Origin of the sequence: Vibrio sp. V04_P4A5T148 (genome assembly GCF_963875605.1) — a bacterium.
Classification (GTDB): Bacteria; Pseudomonadota; Gammaproteobacteria; order Enterobacterales; family Vibrionaceae; genus Vibrio; species Vibrio anguillarum.
On sequence record NZ_CAWNMS010000011.1, the window covers coordinates 1 to 15,058 of the forward strand.

12 protein-coding genes and 2 tRNA genes are annotated in these 15,058 nt (G+C 45.4%); 9 read left to right on the forward strand and 5 right to left on the reverse strand.

Annotated elements, in window-relative coordinates; all coding sequences use genetic code 11:
* The first annotated feature begins 34 nt into the window (after positions 1–34).
* Genes betI through choV form a run of 6 tightly spaced genes read left to right on the forward strand, consistent with a single transcriptional unit; the run spans position 35 to position 6,898 of the window.
* Positions 35–628 carry a transcriptional regulator BetI gene (betI, locus tag AACT18_RS00135; protein ID WP_017046103.1) on the forward strand — a complete coding sequence of 198 codons (594 nt, stop codon included), beginning with the start codon at positions 35–37 and terminating at the stop codon, positions 626–628.
* Between the two features lie 21 nt (positions 629–649).
* Positions 650–2,110: a betaine-aldehyde dehydrogenase gene (gene betB, locus AACT18_RS00140; protein ID WP_094124678.1), complete on the forward strand. Its 1,461-nt coding sequence runs from the start codon at positions 650–652 to the stop codon at positions 2,108–2,110.
* A gap of 18 nt (positions 2,111–2,128) precedes the next feature.
* Entirely contained in the window at positions 2,129–3,829 is a 1,701-nt protein-coding gene (betA, locus tag AACT18_RS00145; RefSeq protein ID WP_094124677.1) for a choline dehydrogenase, read from the forward strand.
* 36 nt (positions 3,830–3,865) lie between these two features.
* Positions 3,866–4,810: a choline ABC transporter substrate-binding protein gene (locus tag AACT18_RS00150; RefSeq protein ID WP_094124676.1), complete on the forward strand. Its 945-nt coding sequence runs from the start codon at positions 3,866–3,868 to the stop codon at positions 4,808–4,810.
* Positions 4,811–4,859: 49 nt separating this feature from the next.
* A complete protein-coding gene (gene choW / locus AACT18_RS00155) occupies positions 4,860–5,708 on the forward strand; it encodes a choline ABC transporter permease subunit (protein ID WP_013867935.1) in 849 nt (282 codons plus the stop codon).
* Positions 5,709–5,710: 2 nt separating this feature from the next.
* Entirely contained in the window at positions 5,711–6,898 is a 1,188-nt protein-coding gene (gene choV / locus AACT18_RS00160) for a choline ABC transporter ATP-binding protein (RefSeq protein ID WP_094125136.1), read from the forward strand.
* A gap of 132 nt (positions 6,899–7,030) precedes the next feature.
* Here the strand turns inward: choV and AACT18_RS00165 are convergent.
* From AACT18_RS00165 to AACT18_RS00180, 4 genes are all read right to left on the reverse strand, one after another.
* Positions 7,031–7,104 (reverse strand) — tRNA-Cys (locus AACT18_RS00165).
* A gap of 37 nt (positions 7,105–7,141) precedes the next feature.
* Positions 7,142–7,228: transfer RNA gene (locus tag AACT18_RS00170), tRNA-Leu, on the reverse strand.
* A gap of 352 nt (positions 7,229–7,580) precedes the next feature.
* Positions 7,581–9,026 carry an ATPase RavA stimulator ViaA gene (gene viaA, locus AACT18_RS00175; protein ID WP_019283198.1) on the reverse strand — a complete coding sequence of 482 codons (1,446 nt, stop codon included), beginning with the start codon at positions 9,024–9,026 and terminating at the stop codon, positions 7,581–7,583.
* Positions 9,027–9,035: 9 nt separating this feature from the next.
* Positions 9,036–10,694 carry an ATPase RavA domain-containing protein gene (locus AACT18_RS00180; protein WP_013867938.1) on the reverse strand — a complete coding sequence of 553 codons (1,659 nt, stop codon included), beginning with the start codon at positions 10,692–10,694 and terminating at the stop codon, positions 9,036–9,038.
* A 277-nt stretch (positions 10,695–10,971) separates the two neighbouring features.
* On the opposite strand from AACT18_RS00180, the gene AACT18_RS00185 reads away from it, so the two are divergent.
* The 3 genes from AACT18_RS00185 (at position 10,972) to AACT18_RS00195 (ending at position 13,435) form a co-directional block, all read left to right on the forward strand.
* Entirely contained in the window at positions 10,972–11,487 is a 516-nt protein-coding gene (locus tag AACT18_RS00185) for an NUDIX hydrolase (RefSeq protein WP_094125723.1), read from the forward strand.
* Positions 11,488–11,596: 109 nt separating this feature from the next.
* Complete coding sequence (gene ltaE / locus AACT18_RS00190; protein ID WP_094125724.1) at positions 11,597–12,610, forward strand: low-specificity L-threonine aldolase; 1,014 nt, start codon at positions 11,597–11,599, stop codon at positions 12,608–12,610.
* A 114-nt stretch (positions 12,611–12,724) separates the two neighbouring features.
* Positions 12,725–13,435: a TetR/AcrR family transcriptional regulator gene (locus tag AACT18_RS00195; protein ID WP_094125725.1), complete on the forward strand. Its 711-nt coding sequence runs from the start codon at positions 12,725–12,727 to the stop codon at positions 13,433–13,435.
* A gap of 10 nt (positions 13,436–13,445) precedes the next feature.
* On the opposite strand, the gene AACT18_RS00200 is transcribed toward AACT18_RS00195, so the two are convergent.
* Positions 13,446–14,711, reverse strand: a complete 1,266-nt coding sequence (locus AACT18_RS00200; RefSeq protein ID WP_094125726.1) for a DEAD/DEAH box helicase — start codon at positions 14,709–14,711, stop codon at positions 13,446–13,448.
* Positions 14,712–15,058: the final 347 nt, after the last annotated feature.

A 15,058-nucleotide genomic window follows, 5' to 3' on the forward strand; every position in this document is an offset into this window, starting at 1 on the left:
CTAATCGTTCAATATAAAATAATCAGGATGAATTATGCCAAAGGTAGGGATGCCAGACATACGCAAACCTCAACTTGTTGCCGCAACAATGACAGTCATTGAGCGCGTTGGATTACATGGCGCAAGTATCGCTTTAATCAGCAAAGAAGCAGGTGTCTCGACAGGGATTATCAATCACTACTTTGGCGGCAAGCATGGATTATTGGAAGAGACAATGCGTGTTGTTTTACGTGAGCTTTCAACCACCATCACTCAGCATTTAAACCAACTCCCAAAAGAGGCTCATTACGAACGCATTAATGCCATCGTAACCGGCAATTTCAAAGGGTTCCAAGCGGAAAACCAAGTTGTTAAAACATGGTTAGCGTTTTGGGCTTACTCCATGCACGACGCACAATTAAATCGCCTGCAATACGTCAATGAACAGCGTTTACTTTCTCACCTTAAGATTGAACTCAAGCCGCTGCTCCCATCAGAACAAGTCAACCTCGTGGCTCATGGTATCGCGTCATTGATTGATGGCATTTGGCTACGCGGAGCATTAAACCCCAAAGGGATAGACCCTGCTCAAGCACATTCCATCATTAACGATTACCTCAATAAACAATTAGCGTTTTACGCGCAATAACAACCCACTTCAGGCCTTAAAATGGAAATACAATCGCTTTATATCAACGGAACGCTCCGATCTGCGACTTCAGGAGAACGTTTCGATACCTACAACCCAGCAACAGGTGAAGTGATAGCAAGATTGCAGCACGCCAGTGCCAATGACGTTGAACAAGCTATCACCTCAGCCAAGCAAGGATTCGCGGTATGGTCAAGAATGACCGCGACAGAACGCAGCCGTATTTTGCTAAAAGCAGTAAAAATACTTAGAGAACGAAACGATGAACTTGCTGTACTTGAAGTTCTCGATACCGGTAAGCCGATTCAAGAAGCCAATTGCGTTGATATTGCTACTGGCGCAGACGTCATTGAGTACTTTGCAAATTTAGCCCCATCGCTTCAAGGCGAGCAACAACCGCTCAACGACCATCAGTTTTTTTATACTCGCCGCGAACCATTAGGCATCTGCGCGGGCATTGGCGCATGGAATTATCCGATTCAAATCGCGATGTGGAAATCAGCGCCAGCACTGGCTGCCGGCAATGTGATGATTTTCAAGCCCTCAGAGGAAACGCCATTAAGCGCATTAAAACTGGCAGAGATCTTCAGTGAAGCCGGAGTGCCAGACGGCGTCTTTAACGTGGTTCAAGGTGATTACCGCGTAGGTCAAATGCTGACAGCCCACCCTGACATTGCCAAAGTCTCTTTTACCGGTGAATCGGGTACCGGGAAAGCCGTAATGGCGGACAGCGCTCGCAGCTTGAAGTCTGTCACCATGGAATTGGGTGGCAAGTCACCGCTCATTATTTTTGATGATGCCAAGCTTGATCAAGCTGTCTCCGCTGCCATGGTGGCAAACTTTTATACCCAAGGCGAAGTGTGTACCCATGGGACGCGCGTTTTCGTGCACAACAGCCTCTACGATGCGTTTGTCGCTCAGCTTAAGCTGCGTACTGAACAATTAGTGATTGGCGATCCTATGGATATCAACACCCAGATTGGCGCGTTAATTTCCAAACCTCATTTAAGCAAAGTACTCACAGCGATTGAGCAAGCCAAAGCTAGCCAAGCAACTTTGCTCACTGGCGGTTATCAAGTTACCGATAACGACCTAGATAAGGGCAACTTTGTTGCACCAACTGTTTTCATTGATTGCACTGATGACATGCCTCACGTGCAGCAAGAAATCTTTGGCCCTGTAATGTCGGTACTTAAGTTTAGCGATGAAGACGAAGTGATCGCGCGCGCGAATGGCACTCAATATGGCTTAGCTGCAGGAGTGTTCACACAGAACCTTTCACGTGCACACCGAGTAATTCACCAACTTCAGGCCGGGATCTGCTGGATAAATACTTGGGGAGACTCTCCGGCAGAAATGCCTGTTGGTGGTTATAAGCATTCTGGGATTGGCCGTGAAAATGGCATAGAAACCCTTAAGCACTATACCCAAACCAAAAGCATTTTAGTGGAGCTAGATGATTTTGCTAGCCCATATGCTTAATCGTCAAAGGAGCCTTCTATGTTAAATCACTTTGATTACATTATCGTCGGTGCGGGCTCAGCAGGCTGTGTTCTTGCCGATCGCTTAACCGAGTCTGGCGAGCATCAAGTTTTACTGCTCGAAGCTGGCGGAAGCGATAAAAGCATTTTTATTCAAATGCCAACCGCCCTTTCTTACCCGATGAACAGTGACAAATACGCATGGCAATTTGAAACCGGATCAGAATCTGATCTCGATGGGCGTAAATTGCATTGTCCACGAGGCAAAGTGCTCGGTGGCAGCTCGTCTATTAATGGCATGGTATATGTTCGTGGTCACGCTTGCGATTTTGATGAGTGGGAATCACTGGGCGCTGAGGGTTGGAATTATCAAAATTGTTTACCCTATTTTCGCCGCGCTGAATCTTGGATAGGTGGCGAGAACGCTTATCGTGGCGGCAACGGGCCCGTCGGTACTTGTAACGGTAACGACATGCAATTGAACCCACTTTATCAAGCCTTCATCGATGCGGGCAAAGAAGCCGGTTATCCAGAAACTGACGATTACAATGCTTATCAGCAGGAAGGTTTCGGACCAATGCATATGACGGTAGATTCTGGAGTTCGCGCCTCAACGTCCAATGCCTATTTACGCCGCGCGATGAAGCGACCGAACCTCACCGTAAAGACAGGAATTGTGGCACATAAGATCTTGATTGAAGAGCAAAAGGCCATCGGCGTTGAGTTTGAAAAATCAGGCAAGATCCAACAAGCGTTTTGCTTGCGAGAAGTGATGTCAAGTGCTGGTTCTATAGGATCTCCTCAACTTTTGCAACTTTCGGGTATTGGCCCTAAAGCGCTGCTTGAACAAGTTGGTGTGAAACTGAAGCAAGACCTGCCTGGCGTGGGTCAAAACCTGCAAGATCACTTAGAGATCTATTTTCAATACCACTGCAAACAGCCGATCACACTAAACAGTAAACTCGGTTTAATCAGCAAAGGGCTTATCGGCACTGAATGGATCTTAACTCGTAAAGGATTAGGGGCAACCAACCACTTCGAGTCGTGCGCGTTTATTCGCTCTCGCGCAGGGCTCAAATGGCCAAATATTCAATACCACTTTTTACCTGCTGCGATGCGGTACGACGGCCAAGCGGCCTTTGATGGTCACGGCTTCCAAGTTCATGTGGGGCCCAATAAGCCAGAAAGCCGAGGACAAGTACAAATTGTCTCTCGCGATCCAACGGTTTCACCCTCTATCGCATTTAATTACCTATCAACCGAACAAGATCGCCAAGATTGGCGCGATTGCATTCGTCTCACCCGCGAAATTCTAGCGCAACCAGCATTGGATAGTTATCGGGGCGAAGAAATTCAACCGGGTGAAGAGATCCAAAACGATGACGATATTGATTCATGGGTCAAACAGAATGTGGAAAGCGCTTATCACCCCTCTTGCAGCTGCAAAATGGGCGCAGATGACGACCCAATGGCCGTGGTGAATGAACAATGCCAAGTGCGCGGAATTCAAGCTTTACGCGTGGTGGATTCCTCGATATTCCCAAGCATTCCCAACGGAAACCTGAATGCGCCAACCATCATGGTCGCAGAGCGCGCCGCCGATCTTATTTTAGGCAAACCGCTATTAGCCAGTACTGAAGCTCCAGTATGGATTGCACCAGACTGGCAAACCAAACAAAGAATAAAACCACCAATGAGAAAGCCGGACGCTTACTCATAAAATTTATAAAGTCAGTCAAAAATACAAGGAAATAACATGTCTATTACTAAAAAAACCGTGCTCACACTTACAATGACGACTCTGCTCAGCGCCAACGCTTACGCCAATCAATGCGATACGGTGCGCTTTGCTGATGTGGGTTGGACAGACATTACCGCCACGACGGCAATAACCACAGAGCTGCTCAAAGGGTTAGGCTATCAGACAAAAATCGATTTACTCTCAGTACCCGTGACCTACTCATCTATGGCGAACGGTGACATTGATGTATTCCTCGGTAATTGGATGCCAACCATGGAAGGTGATATTGCCAAATACCGTGAAGCTGGAACGGTTGAAACTCTACGCGCTAACTTGGAAGGAGCAAAATACACACTCGCTGTGCCTAAGTACGTTTATGATGCCGGTGTCCATTCGTTTGCTGATATCGCTAAATTTTCAGATAAATTCCGCGACAAAATCTATGGTATTGAACCGGGCAATGACGGTAATCGCTTAATCCAAACGATGATCGATGAAAACGCTTTTGGACTGAACGATTTTAGCGTTGTTGAGTCAAGTGAGGCGGGCATGGTGTCACAAGTAGCACGCTCGGTACGTCGTAATCAGTGGATTGTGTTTCTAGGTTGGGCTCCGCACCCGATGAACAGCAATGTTGAAATGGAATACCTTGATGGCGGTGACGATTACTTTGGCCCAAACTACGGTGGTGCAAATGTCTACACCAATGTTCGTCAGAATTACCTAGCACAATGCCCAAATGTCGGTAATTTATTAAAAAACCTATCCTTCTCGCTTGAAATGGAAAACCAACTGATGGAATCCATTCTCAACCAAGGCGTGTTACCAGAACAAGCCGCTCGCCAATGGTTAATCAAACATCCAGAAAGTATTGTTCCATGGCTAAAGAATGTAAAAACCAAAGCTGGAACACCTGCACAACAAGCTATCAGCAACTATTTAGCGCTATTTAAAGCATAAATTAATTTAAAGGAGGAGGTGAGCATTTCACCTTCCAAAAGGCTATACCGTGAATTTTATTACAGAGAACAAAATCCCCTTAGGTCGTTGGATGGAAACTGGCGTTGACTGGCTGACCATCCATGCAGCCACATTTTTTGATACTGTTTCCTACTTACTTGAGACCATCATTTTATCTTTAGTTGATGTGTTTAAATGGATGCCCCCTGCCGTGCCGATTTTAGTCACCGCAGCCATTGCATGGTATCTGCATCGTCAGATTTCATTGGTGGTATTTGTTATTGCTGCCCTACTGCTTATTCTAAACCTTGGCTACTGGCAAGAAATGCTGGAAACCTTTGTCTTGGTGTTTGCCGCGACAACGATTTCCGTATTAATTGGCGTACCATTGGGCATTATCGCCGCGCATCGACCATGGCTTTATACGCTGATGCGCCCAATTCTTGACTTAATGCAAACGGTACCAACCTTTGTTTACCTCATTCCAACGCTAGTTCTGTTCGGTTTGGGTATTGTTCCGGGGCTCATTTCGACCATTATCTTTGCCATCGCCGCCCCCATTCGCCTCACCTATCTTGGGATAACTAAGGTACCGGAAGAGTTAGTTGAAGCGGGTAAAGCGTTCGGCTCTAGTCGTATGAATTTGTTGCTTAAAGTAGAGTTACCAGCGGCTCTGCCTAGTATCATGGCGGGGATAACACAATGTATTATGTTATCACTTTCCATGGTTGTGATTGCCGCCTTAGTTGGGGCTGACGGCCTTGGCAAACCCGTAATTCGTGCACTCAATACCGTCAATATTTCTCAAGGTTTTGAAGCTGGTTTAGCCATTGTTTTAGTCGCCATCATTCTGGATCGTTTATGCAAAACCCCACATCAAAATAATAAGGACGCATAATCATGGATGCAATTACCATTAAAAACCTCGATGTTATCTTTGGTCAGAACCCAAATGAAGCACTGCAACGACTCGACGCGGGTAAATCTCGCCAAGAGATTATCGATGCCTGCGGTCAAGTCGTAGGGGTAAACAATGTCAGCCTTACTGTTAAAGAAGGCGAGATTTGCGTCTTGATGGGGCTGTCTGGTTCAGGGAAATCGAGCTTGCTACGCGCGGTGAATGGCTTGAATACCATCAGCCGAGGATCATTAGAATTAAAAGATGGCGAACGCTTTGTTGACCTTGCCAGCTGTGATAAAGCAACGCTTCAGCATTTAAGAACAAATCGTGTCTCGATGGTGTTTCAAAAGTTTGCCCTTATGCCTTGGTTATCGGTTTTAGATAACGTGGCGTTTGGCTTAGACATGCAAGGAATGGGTAAGAAAAAACGCCACCAACGTGCTCGTGAACAGCTAGCAATGGTTGGCCTTGCTGAGTGGGAAGATAAATTCCCCCACGAACTTTCTGGCGGCATGCAGCAACGTGTCGGTTTAGCGCGTGCTTTTGCAATGGACAGTGACATCCTATTAATGGATGAACCGTTCTCAGCACTTGATCCGCTGATTCGTGCGCAACTGCAAGATGAGTTATTAGATCTACAAAGCAAACTCAACAAAACCATCTTATTTGTTAGCCACGATTTAGATGAAGCACTAAAAATAGGTAATAACATCGCGATTATGGAGTCAGGTAAGCTGATTCAACACGGTAAGCCTGAAGAAATAGTCCTTACTCCCAAAACGGACTACGTCAAAGAGTTCGTGGCACACACTAACCCTCTTAACGTACTGAAAGGACGTTCGTTAATGCAGCCCATCGAACAGTTAAAGCAACAAGACGAACGTTGGCAGGTCTGCAAAAAGCAGGATGTTTGGGTCGCACAACATGATAAAACTCTGACGCTATATGGAGCAACGTCGACCGCTCTTATCAACTGGGATACCCAAGTCAGCGATATGTCGAACATTGATTCATCGATGATGATCATTACAACACCTGATATTGATATGCGTAGCGCGATTGAGTTGAAACATCGAACTCAAAATCCGATTCTTCTGATGGAAAATAATCAGCTCGTCGGCGTCTTAAGCGACCAAGAAATTTACAGTGCCCTACTGGGAAATTATCAAACCGAAAAGGCGGCTTAACACTCACCTCTGTACATTGCTGTCAATGTCATGTTAACGCCATCATACCGATGGCGTTATTTTCTAAGCAGGCTGTTGATTCTTAATCACACAGATCAAAAAAAGACGCTAAAAAGCGTCTTTTTTTGTTTTTGGAGGCGCGACCCGGAGTCGAACCGAGGTCCACGGATTTGCAATCCGCTGCATAACCAGTCTGCCATCGCGCCTTTAATTTTTTGTTGCTCTTAATGAGCAAAGAATAGATGGTGCCCCGGGCCGGACTTGAACCGGCACGACTCGAAAGTCGAGGGATTTTAAATCCCTTGTGTCTACCAATTTCACCACCAGGGCACGCAATTCTGGATTGCGATGCCGTCAACTGAATCAGTTACACACCATCGAAAATTTTTTGCAGTACATTCGCTAGCTTTATTATTAATAATAATAACATTTGGTTATTAACAACATTTGTTATTAAACATTGCTTTGCAGCTTTTAATAACTCTGCTCACTTTGTTGAGCAACTAACTCCTGACATTGTTCTTTCGAGCTTTGCCGTGAGAACGAGGCGTACTTTAACGGATTAAGAAAATGAGTCAACAATAAATTTTCCACTTATGAATCAAGTGACTAAGAATCGACCCGCAAAGGATAGAAGGCGAACAATTAGAGCAACAATCCATCAGTTTTTATCAAGTGATCGTTACCATTTTTTCATCAGTCGCCCGACGAGATTAGGATGGTATGCCCAGCAGTGATCAAACATCGCCATCAACTGTGGATTACCATAGCGAGACAAACTCACCGCATGGAAACGATTTTTTTGATGTTTTAAGGTCGCGATTTTTTCTAGTAGAGCTTCCGGCGGTTTAGGTGCGATGAAATCCGACAATACGACCAAATCTGCATTGCGGTATTTGTCACTGTTCATTAGTTCAACCGATTGTTCTAGCACAGGGTCTAAATCCGTTCCGCCGTGAAATGAATAACTTAAAAAATCACTCGCTTCACGCAAGCCATCTTGCTTGGTCAGCTCATAGGTAATTTGCTGAGTAGAAAACAGCATCACGTAGCACTCGCGCCTCTCAGCAAGCGCAATCTGCATCAGAGCATAAGCCATCGCTTTTGCACACTGTTCTGGGAAACCACTCATGGAACCAGAAGCGTCCACACATACGATGAACGGCCCTTTTTCAATCTCAAACTGTTTGTGTTCTGGTTGGTACGCTTTGACTTTACGCAAGGTGCGAGACTTGCCTTGCATGCGATAGTTCATCAAGCGCTTATCCACTAAATGCTTGTAGAAAACCACCTCAAGTTCAGGATAGGCAAGAAACATGGTTTCGTTGGGCAGTAGCTTGTTCAGATCATCACTTTCGTGGATGCCGACGATGTCATCCGTCGCTTCGTCCGATTTCTCCTCCACCATTTGCAGCGCTTCGGCTGGAGTGCGGTTGAGATCCGGGTCATCTACTTCGCCAGCCATGCGCCCAAGCTGTTCAGCAATCTCTTGCAATCCTTTGTTCTTTTTCAAAAATTCTGCATGGCGTTTCATGACACTAATGTCTGTTTTACTGAGCTTCGCCGATGCCATATCCCACAAGCGACCGACGCTGCTTTCATCACCCGATTCCGTGACTTTATCCATGTTTTTCATGGTTTCCATACGCTGGTACAAATCGGCCAACACTTTTTCTTTGTTACTTTCAAGTTCGTTGATTTGCGCTTGTTTAATCGCATGGCAAAGGCTTTGATACCATTGATCACAAAAGAAATGAGGGAACATGGGGTTATGCAACCCCTTGTTTTTTTCGATTAAACGACGTGCTTGGAGATAAAATGCTGAGTGCCATTCCAACTGTTTGATTATCTCGTTAATTCGAGTAAAGAAGGTCTCTTCATCCCAGTGAATTACCTCTTGGTATAAGGTCAGCTCTTGTTGAAAACGCTCAGTTTCACACACTTTTGTAATGCGTTTTTTGACACTACCACGCCACTTAGTTAGGTGATTTTTAACTGAATTCGCCACGCCGCGATTTTCAGCCATCATCATCACTTGCGAGCGCGCAAGCAAATCATTCACTGCCGTATCAATGATGCCCGAATCGGCAATCATTAACGCTAAATTTAAACCATCGGCACCAAGCATCTTCTCTCCTTACGCAAAAAACTGGTTTAGGTTTTTAAAACGAAGCACCGTTTTTTCGCATTCGGTATGAGTCGATTCAAGTAATTGCTGCAGATGCTGCAGCGTCGCTTCCATAGCGGTGGGCAGCTCCGGATCAATGAAGTTATGCGGCAAAGCGCCGTGAAACTTAGAACGTACTTTACGCAAATGGTGTTCGGCATGTTGCAACTGTGCAACGGCTTGATCCGCTTTCGTAAGCCACTCTTGATAAAGACTTTCGTCTAAACCTTGCTCAGTCACCAAACTCACCAACACCGAGCGATTAGCAATATCTTTAAGAACGAGGTTATTACCAGCATCTAAATCAAATCTTAAACGGCACAAATTGGTATTTTGATTCACATAACCATACACATCGCCATGCCCCTCTTTGATCGTTCTTTCAAGCTCGCTTTTAGGCACATAAACCCAGCGGCTATCGCCTTTTTCGGCCTCAGAGACGGACATATTGCTTTGCAGCAATACCAATTTGACCAAGTCATGAGCGGTACCTACCTGATAGGTTTTTGCCGATTTGGTATCAAACTGATGCACTTGCTTTTTAATCAAACCGGATGATGTTTCCAGCGAGAGCAACATGCCAAATTCAGACTCTAGCTCTTCTTGAATCTCAGCCAGCTCTTCACGGCACACTACGATTTGATGTTCAACTTCTTGTTGGTCAAAAGCATGTTTCAACGCAAAGTCGCGGATAACGCGGCGTACAATATCGCGAGAATCGGGGCTATTCCAAAGACAATCTTGCAGCAGCAGTAAATCAAGTGGGTTGATTGAGTCGCGGCCATTAAAAAACGCACTCGCTTTGAGCAGCTTCACCGCTTTTTTCCAACGGCGGTCTGAAACGTACATATCAATACTTGCCGCAGCGGGCTGGTTTTCAACGGCATGCTCTAGCATGTTTTTCAGCTCAAATAACTTTTCAAACACGTCATCTGTCAACAGTAAATCGTCAAGTTGTCGCTGCCATGAGTGGTACTCTTCATCGGTAATCGCAAGCCCTTCAGGGATGCGCGCTTCTTGTGGCGTACCGACGGTCAGCATCGATTTGAAATTCTGCTTATTTTGAATACGGTTGACAAACACACGCACTAACATGCGATCGTACAAGGCGTCTAAACCACTCTCTTCATCCGGTAATTCGTTCGATGCCGAAACCAGAAGACGCATTGGTACACGTTCAATATCGCTCCCATTTTTGAAGGTCTTTTCATTCACAACCGTTAATAAGGTGTTCAAAATGGCGGGGCCTGCTTTCCAAATTTCATCAAGAAAAACCACTTGTGCGGTAGGAAGATAGCCTTTGGTTAGGCGAACATAGCGCCCATTATCTTTTAATTCTTGAATGCTTAATGGACCAAATACCTCTTCTGGTGTTGAGAAACGCGTCATGAGGTATTCAAAATAACTGCTGTTATCGAAGGCTTGGATCAGACGTTTCGCAATCAAACTTTTTGCAATGCCAGGAGGGCCGAGTAGGAAAACACTTTCCCCCGCTAAAGCAGCCAGTAGACAAAGTTTGATGGTGTCTTCACGCTCATAAACACCATCCGATAAAGCCTTAGCAAGCTTATTTATGCGCTCTGAAAGTAGCGCTTTTTGCGCATGAGATGCAGGAGTAAAATTGATCACTTAAGCGCTCCAAATGGTTTGTATACATAACTTTATACGACTGCTATTGTTTTGTTACAAATAGATTTTAGTATAAGCGCCCACTTATAGCAGATCTCTTTTCTGTGAAATTCTTCGAAATCAATGTTTGCATATATGAGACTGACATCACTGATTGTGCAAGTAATATTGATACTTAGGTTATCGTTTTACTTTGTCTTAGCCACAGATTCTCGGTAAGGTTGAACCCTTATCACCATATCAGTCATTGGCTAGCCACAATTAAAGAAGAGTTTGCATGAGCAAAACCATACATACATGGAAAACCATTTCATTAGTGCAAGAGGATGTCACCCTTCCTACAGGCAAAAGCATTGAGCACACCACCATCGTCCATCCGGGCGCGGCCGTGATTTTGCCGATCACAGAACAAGACGATATTATTCTGATTAATCAGTTTCGCCCCTCACTCAAAAAGTGGTTGTTAGAGCTCCCAGCAGGCACTTTAGAAAAGGGGGAGCTTCCAGCCGAATGCGCGCACCGTGAGCTTGAAGAAGAGACAGGATACAGCGCAAGTGAGCTGATCACTTTAGGGCAAGTCACACCATTAGCTGGATTTTGTGACGAAATACAGCACCTGTTTGTCGCTAAACAGTTGAGCAAAACTGCACGATTATCATGCGACGATGATGAAGTCATTGAGGTGGTGACGCTTTCGATCCAGGAATTGGAGCAAAAAATCATCACTGGGCAAATCACAGATTCAAAAACCATTGCCTGCCTAAGTAAGGCGAAGCTGTGTGGCTATCTATAAAATACTTAGCTATCGATAAAGTGCTTAGTTATCAATAAAGCACAAGCACAGATAAACATTGAAGTGAAAATGCTTCTAGCAAAAATAGAAAAACGCATGAGGAGATTATATGGATTTTCGATCAGATACCGTTACTAAACCCACCGCCGCGATGCGTGAAGCAATGGCTAATGCCGACGTGGGTGATGATGTGTATGGCGATGACCCAACCGTCAACGCCTTAGAAGAGTGGGCCGCGCAGCGACACGGTTTTGAAGCGGCGCTATTTACCACGTCAGGCACACAAGCCAACCTGCTGGGTTTAATGTCACATTGTGAGCGTGGCGATGAGTACCTGTGTGGCCAACAAGCGCACAACTACAAATATGAAGCGGGTGGCGCCGCGGTTCTTGGCTCTATTCAGCCGCAGCCAATCGAAAATAACCCTGATGGCACGTTAGACTTCGATAAACTGCGCGCGGCCATTAAACCTGATGATGCCCACTTTGCTCGCACTCGATTACTTAGCCTTGAAAACACCATCAATGGCAAAGTTCTACCACTCGCCTATTTAGCGCAAGCGCGAACGTTTGTTGATCAACACCATTTGGCACTGCATTTAGATGGCGCGCGCGTATATAACGCCGCTGTAGCGCTGGATGTGGATGTTAAAGAGATTGCGCAATACTTTGACTCAATGACGGTCTGTTTATCTAAAGGGCTTTCAGCTCCTATCGGCTCGCTACTACTAGGTTCAAAAACCTACATTGCCAAGGCTCGACGTTTAAGAAAAATGCTCGGTGGCGGCATGCGTCAAGCCGGCATTTTGGCCGCAGCAGGCCACCTTGCATTGACTGAACAAGTCACTCAGCTGAAGACTGATCACGACAATGCCCAATATTTAGCGCGCAAATTAGCGGACTTAAACGGGTTTTCCGTCAATCCAGATTTAGTGCAAACTAACATCGTATTTGCCAAATTAGCTGATTCTATCGATATCCATACAATTACCAATCAGTTGGCGCAAGATGGAATAAAAGTTTCGCCAGGTAATCCGGTACGTTTTGTGACCCATAAAGACGTCTCACGCGATGATATTGATTTTCTAATCAGCAAACTCTCCCTTTATCTCCGATCCAATTAACATTGTGCAGTCATAACCTTATCATCGGTTATGACTGTCAAAGCGTTTTTTCCGTGAAACTACCTCTCAAATCTGGTACAACTGCGCTCGTTAAAAAATGAGACGAGTTAAAAAATGACCAAAAGACAAGGCCGCCGAAGTGCCACTGATGCCCAAAAAACCAAAAGAGACATTCTAGTGGTCGCTGCGGATCTGTTTTGCGAGCTAGGTTATGCACGAGTGTCATTACGAACGATCAGCGAAAAAGCTGGGGTTTCGCACAGTTTGCTGCGTCATCATTTCGGTAGTAAAGAGCAAATATGGCGCAGTATCAGCGATGGTCTCCATCTTTATATGGAGAATTATTTACGTCATATATTGAAAGAGATCCCAGCCAACACCGCCGCCAACGTGCAGTTGTATTTGTTCATTGTACGGCTGCTCGCGCATATGCTGACCGTCAAACAGCCGATTCAACTGATCGCCGATGCGGTAAGGCAAGAAGATGCTCTGTTTGATTATTTTATCGACAGTGCAGGTGAAATTGAGCAGCTCGTCGAACAACTTGCCGAGCAATACAACCGTGAATTTTCAGCCACACCAATAAAGGTGTGGGAGATAAAATGGCAGATGATCATGTACGCTCACGGCGCGGCAAGTCTCACACCATTTTTAAAAGAAACATGGTCAGATGAAACTCAAGATGTGAACCAATGCTTACTAAAACATTGGCAACTCTTTAATGACTTGATGATCGCCAAGTTCCATATCGACGAAGCTCAGACGCTCTGTCCGAACTCCATCAATGAGTTGCTGTATGATATTGAATGTGACTGGGCCAGATAAAGCGGGCGCTTTATCGCTTACCTCTACCTGCATGGATGTTTAGTTTTGCTTTCATCTTTCTTTTTTCCGCTGAACGGCTAGGTTTACGACTGCTACGCTCAGTCGGTAAGGCTTCCAACAAACTCGGCTCAAACCCTTTTAACCACTCTTGCGGCAGGCGTTGATTGAGTAAGGCCTCTATCGCTTCAAGCAGATACTCTTCATCTCGGCTCATCAAAGAGACCGCGAAACCCGTTAGCCCGGCCCGGCCTGTGCGACCAATACGGTGCACGTAATCTTCCGCTTTATAGGGCATGTCGTAGTTAACCACTTGCTCAAGTTGCTGAATGTCAATTCCACGAGCCGCAACATCGGTAGCGATCAACGCTCTAACTTTACCTGATTTAAAATCATCCAATGCTTTTTGGCGCGCCCCTTGGCTTTTATCGCCATTGATCGAGGCCGCTTTGATGCCGTCCAATTTCAGTTCTTTGGCTAGCTCATCGCTGCCTTGTTTGGTTTTGGTAAATACCAAGACTTGCTGCCAATTACGTGAACCAATTAGATAAGCTAATAACTCGCTTTTACGTTTTTTATCCACTGGATAAACGATCTGTTTTACAGTATCAGCGGTCGCATTGGCTGGTGAAATTTGCACGCCGACAGGGTCACGCATCATTTTGTGTGCTAATGCTTTGATTTTGTCATCAAAGGTGGCCGAGAAAAACAGCGTTTGGCGTTCATCATTCATGCGTTTCAAAATACGTTGGATATCAGGCAAAAAACCCATATCGAGCATGCGATCGGCTTCATCCAGCACCAACACTTCGGTTTGCGTCAGGATAATGTTGCGCACAAACAGATGGTCAATTAACCGCCCAGGCGTCGCAATTAAAATATCCGCACCGCCACGTAAATTACGTGTTTGCACTTGCATGCTGGTTCCACCGTACGCGGTGACGATCTTCAATGTAGTGCTTTGTGCATAAGCACTTAAGCTATCAAAAACTTGTTGAGCCAGCTCACGAGTCGGAACCAAAACAAGCGCGCGCACAACTTTACTATTGGTTTCTCGCTCGGCTTGGTTATCAAGAAAACGTTGCAAAATAGGTAAACCGAAAGCTGCCGTTTTGCCGGTACCCGTTTGCGCCCCAGCCATGACATCTTTACCAGCCAAAACATGCGGGATAGCTTGAGATTGAACATCCGTCGGTTGTTCAAAACCTAAAGATTGCAGAGCGCTAACTAATGTGGTTGAAAGTCCTAAACGTTGGAATGGGTGCACAGTATCAGACATTGCAGCTTACCTATTGGAAATCAGGGCGCGGATTGTAACAAAGCGCAAGGTAATCGCCTATTCAAAATCAGCGGAAATCAACAGTGTTAGGGAATTGATACATGAGGGGGGAATGTAAGGAGCATAGCCAGCATAGGCTGCTGGCTGGTACTATTCTGCGCTCTGTTCAGAACATTCATGAGATACAGAGTCATAATCGGATAAATCAAATCCGATCTCCATGGCGTCGAGCCACTCTAAGCACTCATCGTTTTTATATTGGTCACTCATTAATCGACCTCCTTTGATATTTACTGAGACGGGATTATCACGTCGCAAGATCCTTTTTAAATGATTTATATGACAGT

Coding starts and splice junctions, on each gene's coding strand:
- betB (WP_094124678.1), top strand. CDS start 650: ATGGAAATACAATCGCTTTATATCAACGGAACGCTCCGATCTGCGACT.
- AACT18_RS00195 (WP_094125725.1), top strand. CDS start 12,725: ATGACCAAAAGACAAGGCCGCCGAAGTGCCACTGATGCCCAAAAAACC.
- betA (WP_094124677.1), top strand. CDS start 2,129: ATGTTAAATCACTTTGATTACATTATCGTCGGTGCGGGCTCAGCAGGC.
- AACT18_RS00200 (WP_094125726.1), bottom strand. CDS start 14,711: ATGTCTGATACTGTGCACCCATTCCAACGTTTAGGACTTTCAACCACA.
- ltaE (WP_094125724.1), top strand. CDS start 11,597: ATGGATTTTCGATCAGATACCGTTACTAAACCCACCGCCGCGATGCGT.
- viaA (WP_019283198.1), bottom strand. CDS start 9,026: ATGCTTGGTGCCGATGGTTTAAATTTAGCGTTAATGATTGCCGATTCG.
- betI (WP_017046103.1), top strand. CDS start 35: ATGCCAAAGGTAGGGATGCCAGACATACGCAAACCTCAACTTGTTGCC.
- choV (WP_094125136.1), top strand. CDS start 5,711: ATGGATGCAATTACCATTAAAAACCTCGATGTTATCTTTGGTCAGAAC.
- AACT18_RS00150 (WP_094124676.1), top strand. CDS start 3,866: ATGTCTATTACTAAAAAAACCGTGCTCACACTTACAATGACGACTCTG.
- AACT18_RS00185 (WP_094125723.1), top strand. CDS start 10,972: ATGAGCAAAACCATACATACATGGAAAACCATTTCATTAGTGCAAGAG.